The following is a 25587-nucleotide window of genomic DNA, read 5'->3' as shown; positions in this document are numbered from 1 at the left end:
ACATGGCCACTTTTAAAGACTTTAGAAATAATGTAAAACCGAACTGGTGCCCTGGCTGTGGCGACTTCTCTGTACAAGCGGCAATGCAACGTGCAGCAGCGAATGTAGGTCTCGAGCCTGAAAACTTAGCTGTTATTTCTGGTATTGGATGTTCTGGCCGTATCTCTGGATATATTAATTCTTACGGCTTCCATGGAATTCATGGCCGCTCATTACCAATCGCACAAGGTGTAAAAATGGCAAACCGTGATTTAACAGTAATCGCTTCTGGTGGTGACGGAGACGGTTTTGCAATTGGTATGGGTCATACAATCCATGCAATCCGAAGAAATATTGACATTACTTATGTTGTAATGGATAACCAAATCTATGGCTTAACAAAGGGACAAACGTCTCCACGTTCCGCTGCTGGATTTAAAACAAAATCAACTCCGATGGGATCGGTTGAACAAGCGATTTCTCCAATGGAGATGGCCCTAACTGCTGGAGCAACATTTGTTGCACAAAGTTTTTCAACAGATCTAAAGGATTTGACTGCTCTAATTGAAGCTGGTATAAAGCATAAAGGGTTCTCTTTAATAAACGTATACAGCCCATGTGTAACGTATAATAAAGTCAACACTTATGACTGGTTTAAAGAGAATTTAACGAAGTTGAGTGATATTGAAGGTTATGATCCTTCAAACCGTGAAGAAGCTATGCAAACATTGATGAAGCATAATGGCTTAGTTACTGGTTTAATTTATCAGAACACAGAACGTCAATCGTATCAGGAATTAATCAATGGTTACGCTGAAACTCCTTTATCACAGGCTGATTTAAACCTTGATCAACAATATTTTGATAAACTAGTTGGCGAATTTATGTAATAGCAATTTGAAAATCTCGTAGTGTGCTGCTACGGGATTTTCTATTGTTTTCAAGCCTATTAACCTTTATACTATAATAATGTGCAGAAGTATGTTAGGCGTGTTCTAACACTATGTACAGGTAAAAATTTACTTTATTAATATTAATAGACACATCAGCTAAAATGACTGAAAGGAGATTTAATACGAATGAATGAGAAACAACGTTTAGAATCAAAACAAATTGAAGCTGCTAATTCTTCGGACAAAAAATCCGGCAAGGATTACAGTAAGTACTTTGAACAGGTCATTACTGCACCATCATTAAAAGACGCTAAAAAACGTGGTAAAGAAGAAGTAAGATACCACAATGATTTCTCCATTCCTGAAGAGTTTCGCGGCATGGGTGAAGGCAGAAAGTTTTATATTCGTACGTACGGCTGCCAGATGAACGAGCACGATACGGAAGTTATGGCTGGAATCTTTTTGGCTTTAGGCTATGAACCGACTGACAGGACAGAAGACGCGAATGTTATCCTATTAAATACATGTGCGATTCGTGAAAATGCTGAAAATAAAGTGTTTGGTGAACTAGGACATTTAAAGCATTTGAAGACAGAAAAGCCAGATTTACTCTTAGGTGTATGTGGATGTATGTCACAGGAAGAATCTGTGGTCAATAAAATCTTAAAAACCTATAACCAAGTGGATATGATTTTTGGTACACATAACATTCATCGTTTGCCAAATATTTTACATGATGCCTACATGTCAAAAGAAATGGTTGTTGAAGTATGGTCTAAAGAAGGGGACGTTATTGAAAACCTTCCAAAAGTAAGACGCGGAAATATTAAGGCATGGGTTAACATTATGTATGGCTGTGACAAATTCTGTACCTATTGTATTGTTCCTTTCACACGCGGTAAAGAGAGAAGCCGTCGCCCTGAAGAAATTATCCAGGAAGTACGACATTTAGCAGCACAAGGGTATCAGGAAGTTACGTTACTAGGTCAAAACGTAAACGCATATGGTAAAGATCTTGAAGACATGAAATACGGTCTCGGAGATTTAATGGATGAATTACGCAAAATTGATATCCCGCGTATCCGTTTTACAACGAGCCATCCACGCGACTTTGATGATCATCTTATTGAGGTTCTTGCCAAGGGCGGAAATCTAATGGATCACATCCATTTACCGGTTCAATCTGGTTCAACAGATGTGTTAAAAATTATGGCACGTAAATATACAAGAGAGCAATATTTAGAATTGGTCAGAAAAATAAAAGCCGCTATTCCAAATGTAGCCTTAACGACAGATATTATTGTAGGTTATCCAAATGAAACAGATGAGCAATTTGAAGAGACACTTTCACTTTATCGTGAAGTAGGTTATGAGCTTGCTTACACTTTTATTTATTCTCCACGTGAAGGCACACCGGCAGCAAAAATGCAGGATAATGTCCCAATGGAGGTAAAGAAAGAACGTCTACAAAGGTTGAATGCTTTAGTGAATGAACTTTCTGCTGAAGCAATGAAAAAGTACAAAGGGCAAATTGTTGAAGTTCTTGTTGAAGGGGAAAGCAAGAACAATCCTGATGTCCTTGCAGGATACACTTCCAGAAACAAGCTTGTGAATTTTGCTGCTCCTAAATCAGCAATTGGTAAAATTGTTAAGGTCAGAATTACTGATACAAAAACATGGTCATTAAACGGAGAAATGGTGGAAGAATTAGAACCGGTAGAGGTGAAGTAAAGTGGCGAAATATACAAAAGACGATATCATCGCTCGTGCACAAGAATTAGCACGCATGATAGGAGAAACTGAGGAAGTTGATTTCTTTAAACGTGCAGAAGCACAGATTCATGTAAACCCGAAGGTTAGTACGTTAATTTCAGATATTAAGGGTTTGCAAAAGCAAGCCGTTAATTTACAACATTACGGTAAGCCAGAAGCATTAAAAAAGGTAGAAGATAAAATCGCTTCGATTGAACAGGAGTTAGATAATATTCCAGTTGTTCAAGAGTTTAAACAGTCCCAAATGGAAGTAAATGAATTGCTTCAGTTAATTGCTACTACAATCTCTAATAAGGTAACAGATGTCATTATTGAGTCTACTGGCGGAGATGTCTTAAAAGGTGAAACAGGTGCAAGTATTCATAATGGCGGGTCTTGTGGAAATCACGATCACGACCATGAACATTAAAAAGGTAACCAGGCTTTTACAGAGCCTGGTTTTTTTATGGACATTTTTAGAAAAGTCATTTCAACTTAAAGTACTTGCCTAATTGGAACCTACATTAGACTCCCGCATAAAATGAATTATGACTAAACTTTTATCCAGTATTCGCAGAAATATATCGCACACTAGTCTATAAAATTGCATAGGATGAATTGAAAATGAATGAGGAGGGTTCGCGCGAAATGGGAGAATACAGAGAGATAATTACGAAGGCCGTAGTAGCGAAAGGGCGTAAATTCACCCAGTCCAATCATACGATTAGCCCGGCACATAGTCCGACAAGCATTCTTGGATGTTGGATTATCAACCATAAATACAACGCGAAAAAAGTCGGCAAAACTGTAGAGATACACGGCTCGTATGACATTAACGTTTGGTATTCATATAATGATAATACCAGAACAGAAGTAGTAACCGAAAAGGTTCAATATACAGATGTCATTAAGTTACGATACCGTGACCATGATTGCTTGGATGACAATGAAATTTGTGCTCGCGTTCTTCAGCAGCCAAATTGTTGTGAAGCCGTTATCTCCCCGAATGGCAATCGAATCATTGTCCATGTTGAAAGGGAATTCCTCGTGGAAGTGATTGGCGAAACGAAAGTATGTGTCGCCGTTAATCCACATGGATGCAAGGACGATGACGATGATTGGGGAATGGATGTTGACGACGAAGAATTTGAGGAATTGAATCCAGATTTCTTACTCGGCGTCGAAGAAGAATAAACATACTAGGAAGTCTCTACTTCCTAGTTTTTTCTTTTTTATTATCTTATAATAAAAGAAAGAAGGTATGATAAAAAAGAAAAATCAGCAACCTATTTTTAGGAGGTGTCACAGATATGGAGCCTAGACAACCTGGAAATAACAAACTGCCTGATTTCGACCAATTAAACGACAGAATCATTGTGGAGCAGCCATCAGGACCACATTTGATTATTAAAACAAATCTTGACCCGCAGGATTCTACCGAGAATAACCCATATTATCAGGGGAAAGAAACCAATAATCCAAAAGCATTTAGAGATTATTTTGAAGAATGAAAGCCAGGACCTCCTGGCTTTTTTATTTGTCTCGAAAACCTAAAGATTCAGCTGAAAGCAGTTCCCATTCACGCTTTAATAAAGAAAACATACTAGTGGTATGATATGAATTGTTTTGAAACAAATAATCACGCAGTTCTCCTTCTTTTTTAAAGCCTAACTTCTCAAGAAGATTACTTGAAGCCTCGTTTTCTATGTAAACAACAGCCCCTATGCGGTTTAATTTCAATTCTAGATAGCTATAGCGCAAAATCTCTTTGATCGCTTCAGAAGTATAGCCTTGCCTCCAATAGGAGGGATGTATTTCATAGCCAATTTCCGCTTTTTTATTTTTAAGCTGTAATCCATTTAGACCTAATGTACCGATAAACTTGTTATTTTCCTTGAGGACGATTCCCCAGCGCATGGACCGTTTTTCGTAAAAGTTCTTCTGAAACATGTCAATTAACTTTTTTGCCTCTTCAATTGAGGTGAAAGTATCAGTCCCGTAATATCTGGTTACCTCTTCTAATGATAAAATATTAAATAAACTGGTAGCATGAAATTGAGTAATTTCAATTAATTTTAATCGATCTGTTTCTAAGGTTGGAAATAACACAGTAACACCTCGTTATAAATAGGTAATAAATTTTTTGTTAAAGTAGAGAATATTTTTTCTATTCTAAGTGTATATGAGATGTATACTAAAAGGAAAGAAATATTATCTAGTTTGTTTTGAGGTGTCCAAATGAAAATTGAGAAATATACAAAATTAATTGGAAATGAATTATTGCCCAATATCCAATTAACAACAGATGGCCCATTTGACCCCATTATTGTAAGAAATTCCTCGAATACTTGGAAAACAATTGGGAGCGGGAATTATGCAGGGGTATTTTTACATCGGTCGAACCCCAATTGGGTTGTAAAGGTGTATGGAAGAAACCCTGAGGACTTAAAAAAAGAAGTGGAAGTATATAAGAAGCTAGGGAATCATCCATCCTTTTCATCGTTAATTAACTACGGAGATAATTATTTAATTTTAAGAAGGATTGATGGCGTTAATTTGTTCAATGCAGTCGTGAAAGGAATCCGGATCCCCGAAAGTGTTATTCACGATGTGGATGAGGGGATTGCATATGCAAGGTCGGTTGGACTAAATCCCTTCGATGTACATGGGAAAAATGTTGTGATGAGTAATGGGAGAGGGTATATAGTAGATGTATCAGATTTTTATAAGCAGGGTAAATGCCGAAAGTGGGATGACCTAAAAAAGGCTTATTACAAAATTTATCTGCCTTTTATTTATAAATATAATATTCCTATACCCTTCTTTATCGTTAACAATGTCAGAAAAGGATATCGTATGTTTAGAAAAATAAAAAAGGGAAGTATATAAAATATATATTTCCCTTTTTAGTTTACTTATTGATTTGCATTTTGAAATTTCACCATGAATTCACTAAACGCTTTACATGTTTCATATGGGACAGCGTTGTAAGTAGAGGCACGGCAGCCTCCAACAGAGCGGTGACCATTTACACCGATAAATCCTTCATTCTTTGCTTCAGCTAAGAATTTCTTCTCTAATTCTTCATCCTTCACTCGGAAAGTAATATTCATCAGTGAGCGGCTTTCGACTTCGGCATGACCAACATAAAATCCATTGCTTTGATCGATTGCGTCATAAATGAGTTTTGCTTTTTCCTCGTTGCGTTTGGTTAGTTCATTAATTCCGCCCGTTTCTTTAATCCAGTTCAACACTTCGCCAAGCATATAAATACCAAATGTAGGTGGTGTGTTATATAAAGAATTGTTTTTTGCATGGGTGCTATACTTTAACATTGTCGGAATGTTAGGATTCGCTTTTTCAAGCAGATCCTTGCGAATGATTGCTACTGTAACACCAGAAGGACCAAGATTCTTTTGAGCACCGGCATAAATTAATGACAATTTGCTGACATCAAAAGGCTTGGATAAGATATCACTGGACATATCTGCAATCAATGGTACATCACCTGTGTCTGGGAAGTCCTTCCACTGTGTCCCGTAGATCGTATTATTTGATGTGAGATGAATATAGGCATCTGTCGGATTGTATTTCAACTCGTCAAATTGAGGGACACGGCGATATTGTCCTTCCTTCGTAGAGGCAACATGGTAGGGGTCCCCAAATAGTTTTGCTTCAGAATATGCCTTTTCAGACCATGACCCTGACATGATATATCCTGCTTTTTCACCAGGTTTCAAAAAGTTCATTGGAACCATTGAAAATTGAAGACTTCCTCCCCCTTGGAGAAAAAGGACCTCGTAATTTTCCGGAATAGATAACAATTCTTTTAGAAGTGCAATGGCGTTGTTATGTACTTCTTCATAGGCAGCACTACGATGGCTGAGCTCCATGACTGACATACCCGTGCCACGAAAATCGATAAGTTCCTGTTGGGCTTTCTCAAGAACTGCTAACGGAAGGGCAGATGGACCTGCATTAAAGTTATAAGCTCGCTGGACTAGTGTATTCATTTTTTCACTCCCATTTTTCATTTATTAGAATATAACATATTTTCTTACATTTTAAATCAACTAAATTCACGTGAAGACGTTTACATTAAAAAAAACTTAAAATATATAAAATTTTAGTTGCTAACCTTTTTAAAACATAAAAATAGAGTTCAATTTTTCACAAAGAAATTAAGTAAAAAATAGTAGAAATTCAGTGTTTTTTTTATTTAATAAGAGAAATTGTGTAACTAATTGTTCAGAAAATAAAAAATATTATGAATATATTGACAAGTATTTTATGCAACTGTAGAATTACAGTAAGCAAAAGGAACTGCTTTTTTCACGATTTTTACCGGTAAAATCGTGAAAAATAGAAATGTAAAATTTTAGTTTATGTAAAGTCTAAGATTTTAAGCTGTTGTTGCTTGAAGGCCACAAGCAAATCAAAAGTATCATTCTTTGAGTTAAATGAAAACGTTTACAGAAAAACATCGCATACTGTATTACAAATACAAGGGGGATAAAAATGGCAAAAAATATTAGTAGAAATATGCTTAAATTTTTAGTCGTCATTCTGGCTTTTCAAGATGTTGCAGCTGGAGTAGCTGGATCGATTATGGCTGACATTATTAAGGCATTTCCAGATTATGATCCCACCATTGTTATGTTGGTAGCTACATTCCCGGGTCTCATACAAATTGTACCTGCGCTTTTTTATGGAAAACTAACAAAAGTATTTAAAAAGAAAACATTGTTATTTATCGGGTTGACTTTATTCATTGTCGGTGGGACACTGCCAACATTTATTGATAATCTGCCATTGATTATAGCAATGAGAGGACTTTTAGGACTAGGTGTTGGTATTACCATGCCGTTATCTATTGATGTCATAACGGATTTCTTTGACGGTAGGGAAAGAGATTTCTTAATTGGTTTTGGAACCTCCACGATTGCATGTATTGGAGCAATTTTCTTCCAATTAGGAGGCGGAATTTTAGCAGATTCCTTTGGCTGGCAATATGGATTCCTGACGTACCTTTTCCCAATATGGATTCTAGCCGTTACCATGCTTTATTTACCAGAGCCTGAAAAGAAACAGACGAATGAAGCAGCAAAAGCAAGTAATAAGGTTAAATTACCAAAAGCAATATATTGGGTATGTTTAGGACAAGTAATATACTCTGGGTTAATCTTTGGATATGTTACAAATATTTCGGTCGTCATTCAAGGTGATCGACTAGGGAATGCAACAGAAGCAGGTATGGCAATCTCTGTATTTACTTTTGGTACACTGATTGCAGGATTTATCTTTGGAAAAATCAAACATGCACTGCCAAACTTCTATCTGCCTATAGGTGTTCTTGTAACAGGGATTGGGATGGCAATTTGTTATTACTCACCAACCCTAACCATGATCTTTGTCGGTAGTATTATTGGCGGGTTTGCAATGGGGATTGGACTTCCAGGTGTATTTACAAAAGTCTCAGAACTTACTCCTCCTGGTGCACCGCCAGCAGTAGGGCTTGTTGTCGTAGGGCAGGGTCTAGGCGGTATTTTAGGACCATTTGGATTCCAAATCGTGCAAAACATATTTAATCAAGACATTGGAAGATTCCCATTAGCTGTCAGTGCCATTGGGTTAATTGTCTTATCGTTAATATGGGCCGCAGCGGTAATGAAACCTAAAAAAGATACAGAAGTTACATTAAATAATTAATTATGAAGAAAGGATGTTACAAATAACTTTGTACATCCTTTTATATTTTTGTGAAAGGTTTTTAAGATAGATTTTCATCTATTTATATTTTAATTTTAATAAATATTTAGAATTGATTGACAGATTAAAAAACAGTAGGTAAAATTATAGTTAGTTAATGAAAGCGCTTTTCTAAGGGTTTTATACTACATAGATGATGTTTAACACAAGAACTAAAATTTTAGCTAGAGGAATCAATTGATTTGGAAAGTGAGGGAATTGAAATATGGCTGAAATCATTAAACGAAAGATCCAAACCGGAAACTATCAAACTTTTATTAATGAAGGTGGAGATAATAAGTCATCTGAGACAATTATTTTCTTACACGGAAGCGGACCTGGGGCAAGTGGAGAATCAAACTGGAGAGAAATTCTACCTAGTTTTCAAGATAAATTCCACGTAGTGGCACCAGACATCTTTGGCTTTGGAAATACAGATCATCCTGAAGAATACCCTCAAAATGGGGCACAATGGATGAAGATTCGAGTAGAACAAGTACTATCATTAATGGACACTTTAGAAATTGAAAAAGCCCATTTGGTTGGGAATTCCCTGGGCGGTGTTATTGCACTTCACCTTCTTATGTATGCTCCAGAAAGATTTGATCGTATCGTGTTGATGGGAGCAGGAGGCGGCTTGAAAGAACCTACCCCAGAGCTTGCTAAATTAGCAAACTTCCATAAAGATCCAAACCCTGTTGCATTTAAAAATCTATTAAGCTGGTTCCTCTACGATAAGAGTATTTTAGAAGATCAGCTGGAGAAGATTGTTGCAGAACGGTTAGAGTTGTTCTTAAGACCGGATGTACGCAGATCTTATGAGGAAAATTTCACAAAATCACATCTGTCTGACATGCTTGTTCCTCCTTCAGCACTTAAACAAATGGAGAATGAAATGTTACTCATTCATGGACACCAAGACCGATTTGTACCGCTTGAAAGCAGCCTTTACGTCATGGATTACTTGCCAAACGCGCAGCTCCATATCTTCAAGCGCTGCGGACACTGGGCACAGGTAGAACAAAAGGAAAGATTTATCAAACTAACTTTGGATTTTTTCAACGGTGAAATATAGAAATAGTGTCGATTTAATTACTAATACACCGTTGATACCTCCCTATCAGTATGAAAGTGATAGACTCTTAGAGTCATTACTAATATTATAGGGGTAACGACAACAAATGAGAATTGAAGGTGTATTAAGATGAAAATCGATCAGGCATATCGCTATATTAAAAGACAAATTATTGATGGGGTCTGGGTACCTGATACAGCAATCAATGTTAATGAAGTTTCTGAGCATTTAAATATCAGCCGCACACCCATACACAAGGCTATGACAAAGCTTTCAGAGGAAGGGTTTTTGTCAATCATCCCCCAAGTAGGAGTCTTTGTAAAAAGACCCGAAATGGAAGAAGTAATGGAGCGATTATTGGTCTGTGCCAACCTGGATGCATTAATGACGGAGCATGCGATAAAAAATTTAAATGATGAAGAACTTTCTCAATTGTATACGATCTTAACTAAGATGGATAATCTAGAAATCTCTGAGGAAGAGTATTCACTCCTTAATATTGAGTTTCACCGGATCATTTATCTAGCGGCTAAGTTACCTTATACGTTTACTCTTGCAAATCAGTTATGGGATTACTTGAATTATGTTGGTAATCCAGCAATGTTATTTTCACAGGAACGACGAAAGCAATCGCAGGCGGAGCATTGGATGATCTACTTTAGCTTAAAAGAGCGGGACGCTAAACTAGCAAAAAAGCTAATGGAAAAACATTTAACCCGTATTGCAGATAGTGTAAGCGAAAAATATCAGAAAATGGGTCTGGCTCTGGAAGTGGGTAACGAAATTTAAAGGGTATGACAATCATAATTACGGGAGGTTTTCTTATGAACCAAAGCGTGTTGGAAACAAAAATTGTATTAGTGGACAGAGCGCGGGCTCTTATTCCTAAACTGCGAGAGTTTAGCCAAGATATTGATAAAAATAGTAGAATTCCAGAAGAGATTGTGGATGATTTGAAAAATGAGGGACTCTTAAAGGTACTCAGGCCGCATATGTTTGGCGGTTATCAGACAAATATGAGAGCGTTCACAGAGGTTGTAACAGAGATTTCCCGTGGTAACGGTTCAGCAGGTTGGTTCGTTTGCTTAAGCAATATTCGTGATTATATGATTTCTTACACATTTGGAGAAAAAGCCTTAGATGAGATTTATGGAACGGGCAAAGATGTTGTGTTAGCAGGTAACTTTAAACCGATTAAGTGTAATATCAAAAAGGTTGAAGGCGGATATTTTGTGGAAGAAGCCCAGTGGCCATTTGTTTCAGGAAGTCCACATGCCGATTGGTGCTACTTCGGATTCCCATTAGCAGATGAAAATGGCGGAATGGAAATGGCCATTATGGTGGTACCACGTGAGGAAATAGAGATTCTTGACGACTGGAATGTTATGGGATTAAAGGGTTCCGGCAGTAATAGCTGTAGAATTCAAAATGTCTTCGTACCAGAACACCGTGTATCATTGGATCGCTTAGCAAGCAAAGGGCAATACCTAATTGAACCGCTTAAAGACGTTTCATTATATAGATCGTCTTTTGTGCCATCTCTTACTTTATCAATTGTAGGACCGGCATTAGGGCTTGCACAGGCAGCGATGGACCTCTATATGGAGAGACTTCCGAAAGCTGGAATTGGAAACACCTTTTATCATAAACAAAATGAAGCACCAATCACACATCATCAGGTTGCCCAAGCACAATTGAAAATTGATACTGCTGAAATGTTTTTATACCGTGCTGTCGATAAAATTGATAGTTATGCTGAGCGCGGTGAGGTAATGGATACTGCCGAAATTGTAAAGGTAAAGGCTGATTTTGGCTATGTAAATCAATTGTGTAAGGAAGCAATTGATCTGTTGGTTGCTGGAGTTGGATCTATGTTTACCTACCATAATAATCCTCTACAATTAGTCTATCGTGATTTTTTCGCCATGCATTTACATGGTTTCATTACACCATCAAGTTTAATCGAAACATATGGAAGAGTCCTTTGCGGCCAAGAACCGAATACCTATTTTGTCTAACTTGAAATGAAAAGGCTTTCTGTATTCTGAAGATTCAAATATAAAATTAATAGGAGGAAAAAAACATGAGTTTACCAGAAATCGCAAAGTTAGGACACGTAGCTCTAGTCTCGTCAGACCTTGAAAAATCACTTTGGTTCTTTAAGGAATTGATTGGATTAGAAGAAACAGAAGAAGTAAATGGCACGCATTATTTACGCGCATGGGGAGACTTTGAACATCACACATTATCAATAACAGCTGGCGAAAAGTCGTATGTTGATCATATTGCCTGGCGAACAAAGCGTCCGGAAGATGTAGAGCAATTTGCTCATCTGCTCGAGGAGGCAGGCACAGAAGTAAACTGGGTGGAGGCTGGAGTAGAAGCAGGGCAAGGAAGAGCCATTCGTTTTAAATTGCCGAGTAAACACCGTTTCGAAATTTATTATGATATGGAAAAAACACTAGCTGAGCCATCTAAACGTTCAGTGTTAAAGAACCAGACATATAAATCATGGGCAAAAGGCGTTTCACCACGAAGAATTGACCATGTTAATATCCTATCATCCTTAAAGGCAAATGTGATTTCAGATTATTTAATGGAAAAGCTAGGTTTTAAAATGAGAGAATGCGTTAAAGCTCCGGATGAATCATTAATTGGTGCATGGTTAAGCGTAACTCCTTTGGTTCATGATATTGCCGTAAGTCATGATCCATTCTCGCCATCAACACATCAAATTCACCATTTGTCTTACTGGCTGGATAATGCTCAAGATTTGCTGCGTGCAGCAGACATCTTAGCGGAACATGGAATCAAATTTAAAGGCCCAGGTAAGCATGGTATTTCACAAGCAATGTACTTATATGTGGTCGATCCAGGAAGTGGAGTACGCTTGGAGTTGTACACCAATGGCTATTTGATTTTTGAACCAGACTGGGAGCCAATTGTCTGGACGTTAGATGAGATGGATGTCGGTTTTACCTTCTGGGGTGATCAAACAGACACGTTACCAGAAAACAATCCGACTATTGAAGCTTAAGAGTGTAGTAAATTAATTTTATAGAAGAGTGAGGTTAGTAGAATGGATGACCGTCAATTTCGAACCGCAATGGGAAAATTTGCAACAGGTGTAACCGTAATTGCTACTGATGTGGATGGGGATGTACATGGCATGACAGCAAATGCCTTCATGTCTGTGTCACTTGACCCGAAACTAGTAGTAATCTCAATTGGTGAAAAGGCAAGGATTCTTGAGAAAATTAAACAAAGCCAAACGTTTTCAGTAAATATTTTAGCTGCTGACCAACAGGAACTTTCGATGATTTTTGCGGGACAGTTGAAGGAACACCGCGAAGTAGAATTTGACCGTCTAGATGGGAAGCCCGTACTAAACGGGGCAGTTGCACAAATTGCTTGTGAAGTATCTACTGTACATGTTGAAGGAGATCACACACTATTCATTGGAAAAGTAACCGATATTCATTTAGAAGATGCTGAACCACTCATTTTTTATAGTGGAAAGTACCGGGCTTTAGCTGAAGCTGTAACGGTATAATGAACACTTTAATGAAAAGGGGACAGCTGTAATGGATATTCAAAAAGCCGCGACTGCTTTAATGGAAGCAGAAGATCAGAAAAAAACGATTGCCCCATTTACATCCTCAACAGAAGAAATTACTGTTGAGGATGCTTACAACATCCAGCTTTTCCAAATTCGCCAAAAGGTAGCGAAAGGTGCTGTGGTCGTTGGAAAAAAGATTGGGCTGACGAGTAAAGCCATGCAGGAAATGCTGAATGTTTCCGAACCTGATTATGGACATCTTCTTGATGACATGATGTATGGAGAGGGAGAGACAATTAGTCTTCATAAGTTTATTCAGCCGAGGATTGAATTTGAAATTGCGTTTGTTTTGAATAAGGATTTAAAAGGTCCGGGTGTAACGATGAACGATGTGATTGAAGCTACGGACTATGTGGTTCCAGCTCTAGAGATTATTGATAGCCGAATAAAAGATTGGCAAATCAAATTTGAAGATACAGTTGCAGACAATGGTTCATCCGCTGGTGCAATTATTGGAAGAACAACTGCAAAAATAGATGATTTAGATTTAGCCGCGGTAAAAATGACAGTAGCAAGAAATGGTGAGTATTTGGACTCAGCAGATGGTTCAGCAGTGATGGGGCACCCAGCTCAAGCAGTCGCATGGTTAGCGAATGCACTTGGAACCTACGGTATTTCTCTCCATGCCGGGGAAGTTATTCTTTCTGGAGCACTTTCAAAAGCAATACCAATTGAAGTTGGAGATACCTTCACCGCTGAATTTGAACATATTGGAGCAGTAACTGCTGCCTTCAAGGAATAAAGACACACTATAAAGATTAAGACTCCTTGTATGCAAAATGTAAGGAGTCTTTATTTTAAGCTTTGCACTAGTTCGAATCAAACCAGTTTAATCCTTAATCTTAGAGGGAAAAGGTGAGTTTATGAAGGGTAACTTAGGCAATCTGCTGGAACCAAACTACATAGAAGAAGGAAATAAGAAAATTCTCACCACTGCTGGAGCCTTTGGTTTATTGCGTAAGGGCATAATTGAGAATTTAGGATTAAAGCGAGCCAAGGGTTTTTTGCTTCGTTACGGTTGGAGTTTAGGTGTCAGTAATGCGGAAGAAGCCATGTTAACGAGTACCTCGATTGACTATCTAATTAAACAAGCTGCCGTCCTCCATTTAGGTACAGGTCATATAGGAGATGTCCAGTCTGAAAGATTTATTGAATGGGTTGATTCGGAAAATATAAAGACAATCAATGGCAAAGGAAAGTGGATTCATTCATTTGAAGCACAGGAGCATCTTAAACATCATGGGAAATCAGATATGCCTGTATGCCATATCTTAACGGGGTATGCAAGCGGCTATATGTCTACCATTTGTAAAAAGAGTTTGATTGTGAAAGAAATTAGTTGTGTAGCCAAAGGTGACCCTGAATGCTGCTTCGAGATGAAGCTCCAGGAAGATTGGGGAATCGAGATTCAGGATGAGCTGAAATTCTATCATGAAATCAATATTATAGAAGAATTAGAGTACACCTATGAGCAATTGTTAGAGCAGCGGAATTATATCGATAAGGTTTCGAAATTTCATAAAAAATTAACGGAAAGTGTTTCAAACGGAAGCAATTTACAGGATATTGCCGATTCTACTTTTGGACTATTAAAAATACCGATTTCAATCGAGGATTTAAGCTTTCAAAAAATTGTTTATGCAGGAATGGAAGAAGACGAATATAGCGCTTTGAGTAAAGAACTGAAAGAAAGCTTAATTCGAAAGAATAGAAAAAATAATAAACCGCTTCCCCTATTTAAAGAAACAACTAGACTAAAAACAGAAAACCAAGAGCGTCTCATCACGCCTATTATTGTACAAAAAAAAGTGATTGGCTATTGTACATTTATTTATTTAAAAGAAACAGAGAAAAGCTCTGAGAATAATATTATGTTTATCGAGCGGGTAGCAAATGCAGCTTCTCTATACCTTTTAAATGAAAAGACGAGCTTTGAAGCACTTGAAAAGATGAAGGGCTATTTCTTAGAACAAATTTTAAAGGGACAGTATTCCTCTAGAGAAGAAATTATCAATCGCGGTCGCTATATGGGGATAAATCTTGAAACGCCCTTCTATATTGCTGCAATTGACTATAAAGAGAATGGCAAGAAAGCAAAAGATAGCAATGATTATGAACAAATTTTAGAATCAATTGCTAAGTACTTAGATATTCAGGGATATAAAGCACTCATCGGTCAATATGAAGGTAAAATCATTATGCTGATTCCTGAATCTTCAATTATACTGCCAAATATGGAAAAAATCTTAAAACATATAGAAACCACTCATTCATATTATAACTATAAAATTGGCATTAGTGATAGAGCTGAGGAAATTGAACATGTTTTGGAGTATTTGGATGAATCCCTTATAAGCCTAAGGATGTCAACGGAGAAGAAAATTATCCATTTTAAAGATTTGGGGATTGTTGGAATTTTAATTAATTCAAAAAATGTCAGCGGGATCAAAAAAATTGCTAAGCAGGAATTAGGGCCGCTCTATAAATTGGGAGAGGGCAAACAAAAGGAATTATTGAAAACACTTTATGTTTTTCTATCAAATGGCGGTAAACTCCAGCAAACGATGGATGATTTGTCATTATCAATGAGTGGACTTATGTACCGGATTAACAAGATTGAAAATCTAATTAATAAAGATCTGCGAGACTCATCACAAAGCTATCAGTTACTATTGATTTTAGATTCACTGTTAGCTTTGGGGGAGCTGGAAATATAAAAATAGAGAGTCCAGTTACCAGGGCATTCAGGTTTGATTGCTCTATTTTTCTAGGTGAAGTATCAAAAAACCAATATAAACTGGTTGAAAATGGTAGAAAATCCAATGGATTTTACTCTAGTTTATATATTTAGAATTTTCTAATATTAGGAAATGTAATGGTTTTCTTTTTGATGCAAGAATCTGGGAGGGATTTATTTGAATGTAGCTACAGCTATTAATACCGTTGAGAGAAGTACTGTAAAGAAAACAATGAGAAGAATTCTGCCGTTTATTTTAATTCTCTATGTCATTGCCTTTTTGGATCGGGTGAATATGGGCTATGCAGCTTTAGAGATGAATGCAGATTTAGCATTAACGGCAGAAGCTTTTGGGCTATTGTCTGGTTTATTCTTTATTAGTTATTTCCTTTTTGAAGTTCCAAGTAACCTTATTTTGCACAAAGTTGGTGCACGGCTTTGGATTGCCCGTATTATGATTACATGGGGCATTGTGGTTGTATTAACTGGATTTATCCAATCTGCGTCCCACTTATATATTTTACGCTTTTTATTGGGTGCTGCAGAAGCAGGGTTTGTCCCAGGAATCATTCTTTACTTAACGTATTGGTTTAGAGCCCGTGAAAGAGGAAAGGCAACAGCTCTCTTTTTTGTTGCCTTACCATTAAGTGCATTAATTGGTGCTCCGCTTTCTACTTGGATCATGGATACTGTGACTTGGGGAGGATTAGCAGGCTGGCGGTGGATGTTTATTTTAGAGGGTATACCAGCAGTTCTATTAGGTATTGTGGTTTTATTTTACTTGACAGACCGTCCTGTTAACGCCAAGTGGTTAACAGAACAGGAAAAAACATGGCTTGAAGATGAGCTTGTTAAAGAAAGAAAACTGAGTGCAAAATTAAATAAATCATCACATCTTGGTATGTTAATGGAATCGAAAGTATGGAAATTAGCTTTATTTAATATTGCTGGATTTGTTGCGGTGAATGCACTGTCATATTGGATGCCTACGATTATTAAATCACTTTCATCTGCTGAAACAACCAATTTGCAAATTGGATGGCTTGCAATGATTCCTTCTATTATCGCGATTCCATCCATTCTTTTTACAGGCTGGAATGCAGATAGAACGGGCAGGCATAAATTGCATTTAGGTGCATGTGTATCAATTGCCATGATTGGGTTCATTGGATGTGCATACGTTTCAAGTGTGCCGCTGATGGTATTAATGCTATCAATTACTTCAGCAGGATTATATGGGATATCCGGAACTTTTTATGCTTATATCACCTTCTTCTTTTCTGAATCAACCGCACCTGCTGGCATTGCATTAGTAAGCACGTTATCATCACTTGGTGGTTTCATAGGCCCAATGTTAATGGGGATTTTCGATTTTAAACAAGCAATGTTTATCATCGCTGGATGCCTGCTTGTCAGCCTGATTACTCTATTTACCTTAAGATTAGCGAAGAATGACCAGAAAGACATAGTCGATACAGGAGCAGTGGAGATTCCTAATTAATTTAATTTAAGTAACCATAATTTATTTGAGCCCTCTTTGGGCTATTTTTTATGGAAACAACACTTAATTAGGTAATATTTTTTGTTAAGTCTTTCAATAATCCAACAAAAATCTACTAAAAAATGTTACATAATCAAATAGTTTTTATTCTAGAAATAAAACGTCAAATTTTCTAAAATTTCAGTTATAGATAAACTTTACTATGCTTAACTGTCGAATTTAAAAATGTAAGGGATTTCATCCATGTGAGATTTTCTAGAAAAATTGATTTGTTCAAGGAGGAGAATGGTAAATTGACAAACATTACTCAACAATTACTTAAGACTGCTAACTTTGAAACATACCTAAATCGAGCAGGTGAAGGCAATACAGAAGTGATTTTATTTTTACATGGCTCTGGTCCAGGTGTTACATCATTTGCGAATTGGCGTTATGCCTTGAAAGACTGTTCTGAGATGTATGACTGTCTTGCTCCAGATCTTTTAGGTTTTGGCAACAGCAGTCATCCGGAAACCTTGCCTAAGAATAGGCAAGCGTGGATGGATTTATGGGTAACTCAACTTATGGAACTTCTAGATGATTTGGGTGTTCAAAAGGCCCATTTAGTTGGTAATTCATTGGGCTGTTCTATTGCACTTGAGCTTTTATTAGAACATCCAGAACGATTTGATCGAGTGGTGTTAATGGGACCAGGAGGAACTCCAAATACCAAACTAAGCCCAGAGTTAGCGCGAGCGAAAGGATTTTATGACAATCCCACGCCAAAGAAGCTGCGTCAAATTATGAGCTGGTTTGTATACGATGCGGAGGCAATGGCGCCGATTATCGACGCTATTACTGATTACCGATATGAAACAGCTATGAAGCCAGAAGTTCGTATCTCCAATGATTCTATTTTCGCAACAGCAGCCGTACCAGTTCCAACAACAGCATTAAGAAGAATTGAGAATCCTGTTTTACTAGTGCACGGCCGGGATGACCTGGTTTGCTCCGTAGAATCCAGCTATTATTTACTCTCACATTTGCCAAATGCCCAGCTGCATGTATACGGGAAATGTGGACATTGGACGCAAATTGAAAAGCAGGAAAGCTTTAATTACTTAATTCAGAACTATTTTGCTGATAGAATCTAAAAATCAAAGGAGGAAAAGAAGATGACTTTACCTGAAATTGCAAAGTTAGGACATGTGGCAATCGTTACTCCCGACTTAGAAAAATCACTATGGTTTTTCCGTGATGTTATCGGCTTAGAAGTAACGGAGGAAGTAAACGGTACGTATTATTTACGCGCATGGGGCGATTTTGAACACCACTCCCTTTCTTTAACTGCAGGAGATAGAGGATATGTAGATCATATTGGCTGGAGAACGAAACGTCCGGAAGATGTAGAAGGTTTTGCACAGCTTCTTGAAAAAGCTGGAACGGAAGTAAAATGGATTGAAGCAGGCGAAGAAGCGGGTCAAGGTCGGGCCATACGATTTAAACTGCCAAGTCAGCATTCCTTTGAAATCTATTATGATGTAGAAAAGCCTAAAGCGGACGAAAAAAGACGTTCTGTCTTGAGAAATCAAACCTACAAGTCTTGGGCCCGTGGCTGCTCACCTAGAAGATTTGACCATGTAAACATTGCTACATCCATGGATGTCCAAGAAATCCTGGATTATTTAGGAGCTCAATTAGGATTTAAGCTTCGTGAATATGTGAGATATAACAATGAAACAACCATGGCCGGCTGGATGAGTGTAACGCCTCTCGTTCACGACATTGCCGTTATTTCAAGACCGCAGGCAGCAACGCCAAACCAGCTTCACCACATTTCGTATTGGCTGGATAACGCGCAGGATGTCTTACGGGCTGCAGACATTTTAAGTGAAGAAGGAATTAAGTTCATCGGACCTGGTAAACATGGTGTTTCTCAAGCACTCTACTTATATGTCCTTGACCCAGGCAGCGGCTGCCGTGTGGAGCTATTTAGTAATTCCTATTTAATTCTTGAACCTGATTGGGAACCAGTTGAATGGACGGAGGAAGATCATTCAATCGCTAACACCTATTGGGGGGAATCCGTCAGCGATAAAGAAATGAACAAACCTACGATAGAGGCTTAAACGATAAAGCTGACTCAAAAGTAATTGAGTCAGCTTTTTTCAAAGACATTTTTGGGAAAGTGAGGCAGATAATTATGAGTGAAATCAAAATTTATGAAACAGATGTGGTTGTAGTTGGTGCAGGCAATGCTGCTATGTGCGCAGCCATCTCAGCAAGGGAAAATGGCGCAAATGTCCTGGTACTTGAAAAAGCACCAGAAGCTGAAAAAGGAGGAAACAGCACCTATACACATGGTTCCATCCGGTTTGCTTATGATGGTGTCGAAGATTTAAAGGAGATCATGCCTGACCTTTCACCAGAGGATATTGAGTCTTCAGATTTTGGTGTCTATTCTGAGGAAGAATTCTATGAAGATATGTGCCGTGTCACCAATTACCGTACTGACCCGGAACTAGCTTCAATCTTAACAGGAAAAAGTTTTGAAACGATGAAATGGCTAACCTCCCACAAGGTACGCTGGGTGCCTATTTATGGTCGTCAAGCCTTTAAGGTAGACGGTAAATTTAAGTTCTGGGGCGGAATGATTGTTGAATCGGTCGGCGGGGGACCTGGATTAGTAGAAGCCCTGCATCAAGAAGCAACTTCTTTAGGTGTGCAAACTCTATTTGAGGCCATGGCGACTGAGCTAATCCATGATGACGAAGGCGTGCATGGAGTGATTTTTAAGCACAAAGGCAAAACAACAAAGGTATATGCAAAGGCCGTGATTTTGTCCTCCGGAGGATTTCATGCAAATCCTGAAATGCGAACACGTTATTTAGGACCAAAATGGGACCTGGCCCATGCAAGAGGGAGCCGTTTTAATACGGGAGAAGGCATTCAAATGGCATTAAATATTGGCGCACTTTCTTCTGGAAATTGGTCAGGCTGTCATTCTGTCGGCGGGGATCGGTATCTCCCGGATTTTACAGAAGGTTTTCAAAAGCTCAGTTATCCTTTCGGAATCCTGGTAAACGCCGAAGGAAAGCGCTTTGTGGACGAGGGTGCGGATTTCCGCAATTACACTTATGCCAAATATGGCCGATTAATTCTCGAACAGCCAGGACAATTTGCATGGCAAATTTTTGACCAAAAAGTATCTCGGCTATTACGAGAAGAATACAAGGGCAGGCAGGTAACAAAAGTAAAAGCCAATACGCTAGAGGAGCTGGCGGAAAAACTTGAAGGTGTAGACGCTGAAGGTTTTCTACAAAGTGTGAAAGAATACAATGCATCGATCCGAAAAGATATCCCGTTTAATCCAAATATCAAGGACGGCAGGTGTACGGAAGGACTAGCCGTACGCAAATCAAATTGGGCAAATACGTTGGAGGATGGTCCATTTGAAGCCTATGCCGTTACTTGCGGTATTACCTTTACATTTGGCGGTTTGAAAATTAACTCGACAACAGAAGTTCAAGATGTGTTATCCCATTCTATTCCAGGGCTTTATGCTGCAGGAGAAGTGGTGGGCGGTCTATTTTACTTTAACTACCCTGGGGGTGCAGGTTTAATGGCTGGATCGGTTTTTGGGAAAATTGCGGGTGAAAATGCAGCCAAATTTATCAAAACGAAGGAAATTATTAATTCGTAAAAATTCTATACAATGTACTAGTCATCTGGCCAAAACTTCAGAGTTTTCGCTGAAAATCCAATAAAAATTAGCTGAAAATGTTTGAAAGTTGAAAGGTTTTTACCCTTTAAATTGATTTTGTAATTTTCTAAAATTTAGTTAAGAACTTAAGCGAAAAAGTGAATAAAGGTGAAAAGGAGATAGTACTATGACAAACGTTACCTATAGCGACACGTATCTTGTAGATAAAGCAAAAGCCCTTGTTCCGAAGCTGAGAGAGAGAGCAAAAGAGACGGAAGAAATTCGCCGGATACCTGAAACAACAATGAACGACTTAAAAGAAGCAGGATTATTCAAGTTACTTCGGCCAAGGATTTATGGCGGCTATCAAACTAGCATGAGAACCTATTCTGATTGTATTGTTGAAATCTCTCGCGGCTGTGCATCTACAGGCTGGATTTTATCACTGTGTGCCATTCGGGAACTTATGGTAGCGGAATCATTTTCAGAAAAAACACACCAAGAAATCTTCGGAGAGAATGAAGATAATGTCCTGTTTGCTGGAGTATATGAACCTAGAAAATGTATTGCTAGGAAAGTCGAAGGTGGTTATTTAATCGAAGAAGGTTTCTGGATGTTCTGCTCAGGATCGCTTCATGCCACTTGGGGATACTTTGGGATGGCAATCAGGGATGATGAAGGGAATCTGGTGGATCAGGCTTTGATGACACTTCCTTTTGAAGAGTTAGAGATTATGGATGACTGGCATGTTATGGGGTTGAAGGGTACAGGAAGTAACAGTGTAAAAATGACCAACGTATTTATTCCGGATCATCGAGTCGTTTCTTTTCCAGAAGTGTTGAACGGAACATTTACATCAGACCATTTAAGAGATATTCCTTTATATAGTACGGCACTTTTTCCATCCTTATCGTTGTCATTAGCATTGCCAGGCTTAGGATTGGTAAAGGCGGCGTTAGAATTTTTCCAAAATACACTTCCAAATCGAAAAGCTGCACATATCGGAGTTGAATATTTACGTGATTCATCCACGCTGCACTCGTTACTTGCTGATGCTGCCTTGAAGATTGATACCGCTTCCATGCACTATTACCGTGTTGCAGATGAACTTGATTCCTGGGCTGCCAGCGGTAAATTCATGGATAAGCCAGCGCGAGTAAAAGCCTTAGCAGATATCGGTTATGCCAATCAAGTAAGTAAGGAAGCACTAGATATTTTAATTCTTGCAAGCGGTTCTGGATACGTATATGAAGGGCACCCGCTGCAAAGAATTTTCCGTGATTTTTGGACACTTTACTCACACAGAACACTTTCCCCATTAATCACAAAAGAAAACTATGGCCGCGTATTATCTGGTCTGGAATCCAATGCTTTAAGATATTAGAACTCTATTCCAGTAGAAAATCTTAATCGACAAGAAAGGTGACTGTATGGAAACAATCTATATAAACACTGATAATTTGGCAGATTGGCAGAAAAAAGCAAAAGCATGTGTGATGGCGCTTGGTTTTTTTGATGGTCTTCATTACGGACATCGTGAAGTAATAAAAACGGCTTTACGGAAGGCAAAAGAAAAAGGTGTATCTCTAGCTGTCATGAGTTTTTTTCCACATCCAAAATCAGTCCTATTCAATGGGGAAAAAAAGATTGATTACTTAATGCCTCTTTCCATAAAAGAGAGAATTCTTCGAGAACTAGGTGTCGATACATTTTATATAGCCCAATTCAATAAAGAATTTTCCTCTCTTTCACCTGAACAATATGTGAGGGATTATCTAGTCAAATTAGGTGTTATCCATGCAGTCGCTGGTTTTGATTTTTCTTATGGTTCAAGAGGGATAGGAAATTTAGAGCGCTTGAAGAGAGATTCAGGCGGGATCATAGATGTGACAAAAGTGGAGAAAGTGATGTGCCGTGGCGAAAAGATTAGTTCTACCTCTATTCGTGAGAGGCTTAATGCAGGTAATGTCGAGGAACTGTCTGATTTTCTTGGGCGCTGCTATGAAATGGAATGTAAGTGGGATGGTCAATCTTTCATTCTAAAACCCTATTATACATTGCCTGCACCTGGTTATTATACCGTAACCATAAACAAGGGAAATCTATCAAAATGTGCTGAAGTGATGGTGGCGGAAGGTAATCAAGGGAAATTACTAAAACCAGTTACTGAACTGCAGTCGTATTTAATTGGGGAGATAAACGTTGTGTGGCATCACCGTAACGCTTCAAACACTCCTGATATCCGCAATATTCTAACTGTTGGAGGATCAAATTAATGAATAAAAGCAAAGAATTTCAAAAACTGCTTCAAGAACCCGGTTCCTTTATCCTGCCTGGCGCCTATGATGCGATGTCTGCAAAATTAATAGAGGAAATTGGTTTTAAGGCGATTTACGCAACGGGGGCTGGAATTTCGAATGCACAGCTGGGCTGGGCAGATGTAGGGCTTACTTCATTAAAAGAAGTTGTTGATATAGTCGCTCGAATGGCTGACGTTACCAATATTCCAATTGTAGTGGACGGTGATACTGGCTTTGGAAATGCAATTAATGTAATCCGGACGGTTAGAGAATTTGAACGTGCAGGAGTAGCAGCCATTCAAATGGAAGATCAAGTCTCGCCAAAGAAATGCGGCCACTTTAACGGTAAAGATGTTATTTCTAAAGAAGAAATGGTAGGGAAAATCAAGGCAGCATTAGATGCAAGAAAAGATGAAAATCTAGCAATTATGGCACGCACAGATGCAATTGCTGTTAATGGTGTTGAAGACGCAATAGACAGGGCTTTTGCTTATTACGAAGCGGGTGCAGACATTATTTTTGTCGAAGCGCCAAATACCATTGAAGAATTACGACAAATCACCAGTTCGTTAAAAGGAATCCCACAGGTTATTAACTTGGTGGAGGGGGGCAAAACCCCGCTTATTTCTTTAAAAGAGGCAGAGGAAATCGGTTTTAAAATCATGTTGTGTGCAAATACAGCTCTTCGTTCAGCAATTAAAGGAATCACTGAATCCTTAAGAATTCTGAAAGAAGAAGGCTCTCAGGAAAATCTATTACCTATAATCTGTACCTGGGAGGAAAGACAATCTCTTTTCAAGCTGAATCAAATCAAAGAGTGGGAAAAGAAGTATTTATATAATATTTAGTACTAGGGGGTTACGAAAGTGGAGAGAGAATTGGATTATGACATTGTAGTAATAGGTTGTGGAGTGGCAGGTACGGCGGCAGCTTTGTCCGCAGCGGAAAGTGCCAAGAAGGCAGGAAGAAATTTACGAATCGCAATATTAGAACGCACGGATTACGATCATCGCGGCGGAAATTCTAGGTGGACAGCGTCCTACATGCGAATGAAGAATATTGATGAAATCGCAGACAACTTTGTAGAAGATATGATGGCGTTCTCCGATCATTTTTCCGATAGCGAGTACATAGAAACTCTCGCAGAAAACGCCGGTAGTACTCTAAGGTGGGTTGAGGAAAAAGGGGTAGAATTCGATTACCTGCCGACGATGTTTTTAACATCTTCAAGACCGCGACTGCTTCCAGTTGGCGGCGGCCGTGCAATAATTGATACATTATCACGTCGTGCTGGCGGATTTGGTGTTGAGATTATTTACGAGGCAACAGCATGGAAATTACTCCTTGATGATGAAGGTGCGATAAATGGGCTCATGGTTCGGGTTAAGGGTGGAAATTCTCTTCAGCTGAAAGTAGGAGCGGTTGTTCTTGCTGCTGGCGGATTCCAGGGAAATCAAGAGATGATGGCACAGTATGTTGGCAGGGATGCACATAAAATTCGCACCGTTGCCGAAGGCGGTCTTTACAACAAGGGGGAAGGTATTCGGATGGCAATGGCAATTGGCGCAAAAGGGGCCGGCCAGTTTGACGCCTTTCATGCAGAACCAGTGGATCCTAGAAGTAAGCGGGAAGAAGCAGCAGTAATGACCTACCCTTACGCGATTTTAGTTGATAAGAATGGCAACCGTTTTGTCGATGAAGGAATTTCCACAGTTGACGAGCAATATGAAGCGGTAGCCCGCAAAATCTTTTACGACCTCCCAGACCATATCGCGTATATGATTAGTGACCAAAAAATGTACAACATTCCGAATTATGAGAGAGCAATCGAAACGGATAAACCGGCAATTGAGGCCGATACACTAGAGGAATTAGCGGTAAAAATTGGGGTGCCTGCAGATCAATTGATTGCAACAGTAGAATCCTATAATGCTGCTGTACAGCCAGGGGAATTCCACTGGGATAAGAAGGACGGAAAACAGGCTGTTGGGATTACACCGGCAAAATCAAACTGGGCCATAACAATTGATAAGGCGCCATATATTGCCTACCCAATTGTCTGCTCCAATGTTTTCACTAATGGCGGCATAGCTTCTGATACAAATGGCAGGGTTTTATCGCAGGATGATGATGTAATTCCTGGATTGTACGTCGCAGGTGAAACAGCGGGTCTATACTATGGAAAATATCCTGGCGGCACCTCCGTGCTTCGATGTCTGGTGTTTGGTAAACGTGCTGGTGAGCATGCAGCTTCTTATGTTAGTAATGATAAGAAACTTGGGGTGTAAAGAAAGGGGGATT

Annotated in this window: 24 protein-coding genes; 22 read left to right on the top strand and 2 right to left on the bottom strand. The window is 38.7% G+C overall.

Going from position 1 to position 25587, the window contains the following annotated elements; translation table 11 throughout:
- Positions 1–2: 2 nt before the first annotated feature.
- The 5 genes from QFZ31_RS12410 to QFZ31_RS12390 all read left to right on the top strand — a co-directional run bounded on the left by QFZ31_RS12410 (position 3) and on the right by QFZ31_RS12390 (position 4135).
- Positions 3–869, top strand: coding sequence for a 2-oxoacid:ferredoxin oxidoreductase subunit beta (locus QFZ31_RS12410; protein ID WP_179602308.1), 867 nt, complete (start codon positions 3–5; stop codon positions 867–869).
- Between the two features lie 189 nt (positions 870–1058).
- Entirely contained in the window at positions 1059–2603 is a 1545-nt protein-coding gene (miaB, locus tag QFZ31_RS12405) for a tRNA (N6-isopentenyl adenosine(37)-C2)-methylthiotransferase MiaB (protein ID WP_307303249.1), read from the top strand.
- A 1-nt stretch (position 2604) separates the two neighbouring features.
- Complete coding sequence (locus QFZ31_RS12400; protein ID WP_307303248.1) at positions 2605–3054, top strand: RicAFT regulatory complex protein RicA family protein; 450 nt, start codon at positions 2605–2607, stop codon at positions 3052–3054.
- A 218-nt stretch (positions 3055–3272) separates the two neighbouring features.
- Positions 3273–3818, top strand: coding sequence for an outer spore coat protein CotE (locus tag QFZ31_RS12395; RefSeq protein WP_307303247.1), 546 nt, complete (start codon positions 3273–3275; stop codon positions 3816–3818).
- 116 nt (positions 3819–3934) lie between these two features.
- Complete coding sequence (locus tag QFZ31_RS12390) at positions 3935–4135, top strand: hypothetical protein (RefSeq protein ID WP_306072780.1); 201 nt, start codon at positions 3935–3937, stop codon at positions 4133–4135.
- 22 nt (positions 4136–4157) lie between these two features.
- Here QFZ31_RS12390 and QFZ31_RS12385 read toward each other — a convergent pair whose 3' ends face one another.
- Entirely contained in the window at positions 4158–4733 is a 576-nt protein-coding gene (locus QFZ31_RS12385) for a GNAT family N-acetyltransferase (RefSeq protein WP_307303246.1), read from the bottom strand.
- A gap of 129 nt (positions 4734–4862) precedes the next feature.
- Between QFZ31_RS12385 and QFZ31_RS12380 the strand changes: the two genes are divergently transcribed.
- Positions 4863–5513: a serine/threonine protein kinase gene (locus QFZ31_RS12380; RefSeq protein WP_307303244.1), complete on the top strand. Its 651-nt coding sequence runs from the start codon at positions 4863–4865 to the stop codon at positions 5511–5513.
- 26 nt (positions 5514–5539) lie between these two features.
- Here the strand turns inward: QFZ31_RS12380 and serC are convergent, their stop codons facing one another.
- A complete protein-coding gene (gene serC / locus QFZ31_RS12375) occupies positions 5540–6637 on the bottom strand; it encodes a 3-phosphoserine/phosphohydroxythreonine transaminase (RefSeq protein WP_307303243.1) in 1098 nt (365 codons plus the stop codon).
- A gap of 505 nt (positions 6638–7142) precedes the next feature.
- On the opposite strand from serC, the gene QFZ31_RS12370 reads away from it, so the two are divergent.
- The 16 genes from QFZ31_RS12370 (at position 7143) to QFZ31_RS12295 (ending at position 25574) form a co-directional block, all read left to right on the top strand.
- A complete protein-coding gene (locus QFZ31_RS12370; RefSeq protein ID WP_307303242.1) occupies positions 7143–8333 on the top strand; it encodes an MFS transporter in 1191 nt (396 codons plus the stop codon).
- Between the two features lie 265 nt (positions 8334–8598).
- Complete coding sequence (locus QFZ31_RS12365) at positions 8599–9447, top strand: alpha/beta fold hydrolase (RefSeq protein WP_307303241.1); 849 nt, start codon at positions 8599–8601, stop codon at positions 9445–9447.
- Between the two features lie 129 nt (positions 9448–9576).
- Complete coding sequence (locus QFZ31_RS12360) at positions 9577–10236, top strand: GntR family transcriptional regulator (protein WP_307303240.1); 660 nt, start codon at positions 9577–9579, stop codon at positions 10234–10236.
- A 35-nt stretch (positions 10237–10271) separates the two neighbouring features.
- Positions 10272–11465, top strand: coding sequence for an acyl-CoA dehydrogenase family protein (locus QFZ31_RS12355; RefSeq protein ID WP_307303239.1), 1194 nt, complete (start codon positions 10272–10274; stop codon positions 11463–11465).
- Between the two features lie 65 nt (positions 11466–11530).
- On the top strand, positions 11531–12484 hold the full coding sequence (locus QFZ31_RS12350) for a VOC family protein (RefSeq protein WP_307303238.1): 954 nt from the start codon (positions 11531–11533) through the stop codon (positions 12482–12484).
- Between the two features lie 42 nt (positions 12485–12526).
- Positions 12527–13000, top strand: coding sequence for a flavin reductase family protein (locus QFZ31_RS12345; protein WP_307303237.1), 474 nt, complete (start codon positions 12527–12529; stop codon positions 12998–13000).
- 31 nt (positions 13001–13031) lie between these two features.
- Positions 13032–13808, top strand: a complete 777-nt coding sequence (locus tag QFZ31_RS12340; protein WP_307303236.1) for a 2-keto-4-pentenoate hydratase — start codon at positions 13032–13034, stop codon at positions 13806–13808.
- 121 nt (positions 13809–13929) lie between these two features.
- Positions 13930–15783, top strand: coding sequence for a V4R domain-containing protein (locus QFZ31_RS12335; protein WP_307303235.1), 1854 nt, complete (start codon positions 13930–13932; stop codon positions 15781–15783).
- A gap of 198 nt (positions 15784–15981) precedes the next feature.
- Positions 15982–17304 carry an MFS transporter gene (locus QFZ31_RS12330; protein ID WP_307303234.1) on the top strand — a complete coding sequence of 441 codons (1323 nt, stop codon included), beginning with the start codon at positions 15982–15984 and terminating at the stop codon, positions 17302–17304.
- A 293-nt stretch (positions 17305–17597) separates the two neighbouring features.
- Positions 17598–18437: an alpha/beta fold hydrolase gene (locus QFZ31_RS12325; protein ID WP_307303233.1), complete on the top strand. Its 840-nt coding sequence runs from the start codon at positions 17598–17600 to the stop codon at positions 18435–18437.
- A 21-nt stretch (positions 18438–18458) separates the two neighbouring features.
- Complete coding sequence (locus QFZ31_RS12320) at positions 18459–19412, top strand: VOC family protein (RefSeq protein WP_307303232.1); 954 nt, start codon at positions 18459–18461, stop codon at positions 19410–19412.
- 23 nt (positions 19413–19435) lie between these two features.
- Complete coding sequence (tcuA, locus tag QFZ31_RS12315; RefSeq protein ID WP_307311563.1) at positions 19436–20986, top strand: FAD-dependent tricarballylate dehydrogenase TcuA; 1551 nt, start codon at positions 19436–19438, stop codon at positions 20984–20986.
- Between the two features lie 187 nt (positions 20987–21173).
- Positions 21174–22370 (top strand): acyl-CoA dehydrogenase family protein, encoded by a 1197-nt coding sequence (locus QFZ31_RS12310; RefSeq protein ID WP_307303231.1) that lies wholly within the window; start codon positions 21174–21176, stop codon positions 22368–22370.
- A gap of 46 nt (positions 22371–22416) precedes the next feature.
- On the top strand, positions 22417–23262 hold the full coding sequence (locus QFZ31_RS12305) for an FAD synthetase family protein (RefSeq protein WP_307303230.1): 846 nt from the start codon (positions 22417–22419) through the stop codon (positions 23260–23262).
- Positions 23262–24134, top strand: a complete 873-nt coding sequence (locus QFZ31_RS12300) for an isocitrate lyase/PEP mutase family protein (protein ID WP_307303229.1) — start codon at positions 23262–23264, stop codon at positions 24132–24134. Before QFZ31_RS12305 ends, QFZ31_RS12300 begins: the two co-directional genes overlap by 1 nt.
- Before the next feature lie 18 nt (positions 24135–24152).
- Positions 24153–25574 (top strand): FAD-binding protein, encoded by a 1422-nt coding sequence (locus QFZ31_RS12295; protein WP_307303228.1) that lies wholly within the window; start codon positions 24153–24155, stop codon positions 25572–25574.
- Positions 25575–25587: the final 13 nt, after the last annotated feature.

The sequence above is a fragment of the Neobacillus niacini genome, from assembly GCF_030817595.1.
GTDB lineage: Bacteria > Bacillota > Bacilli > Bacillales > Cytobacillaceae > Neobacillus > Neobacillus niacini_G.
The sequence above is the reverse complement of the archived record's forward strand: the minus strand, read 5'-3'. Positions and strand labels throughout refer to the sequence as shown.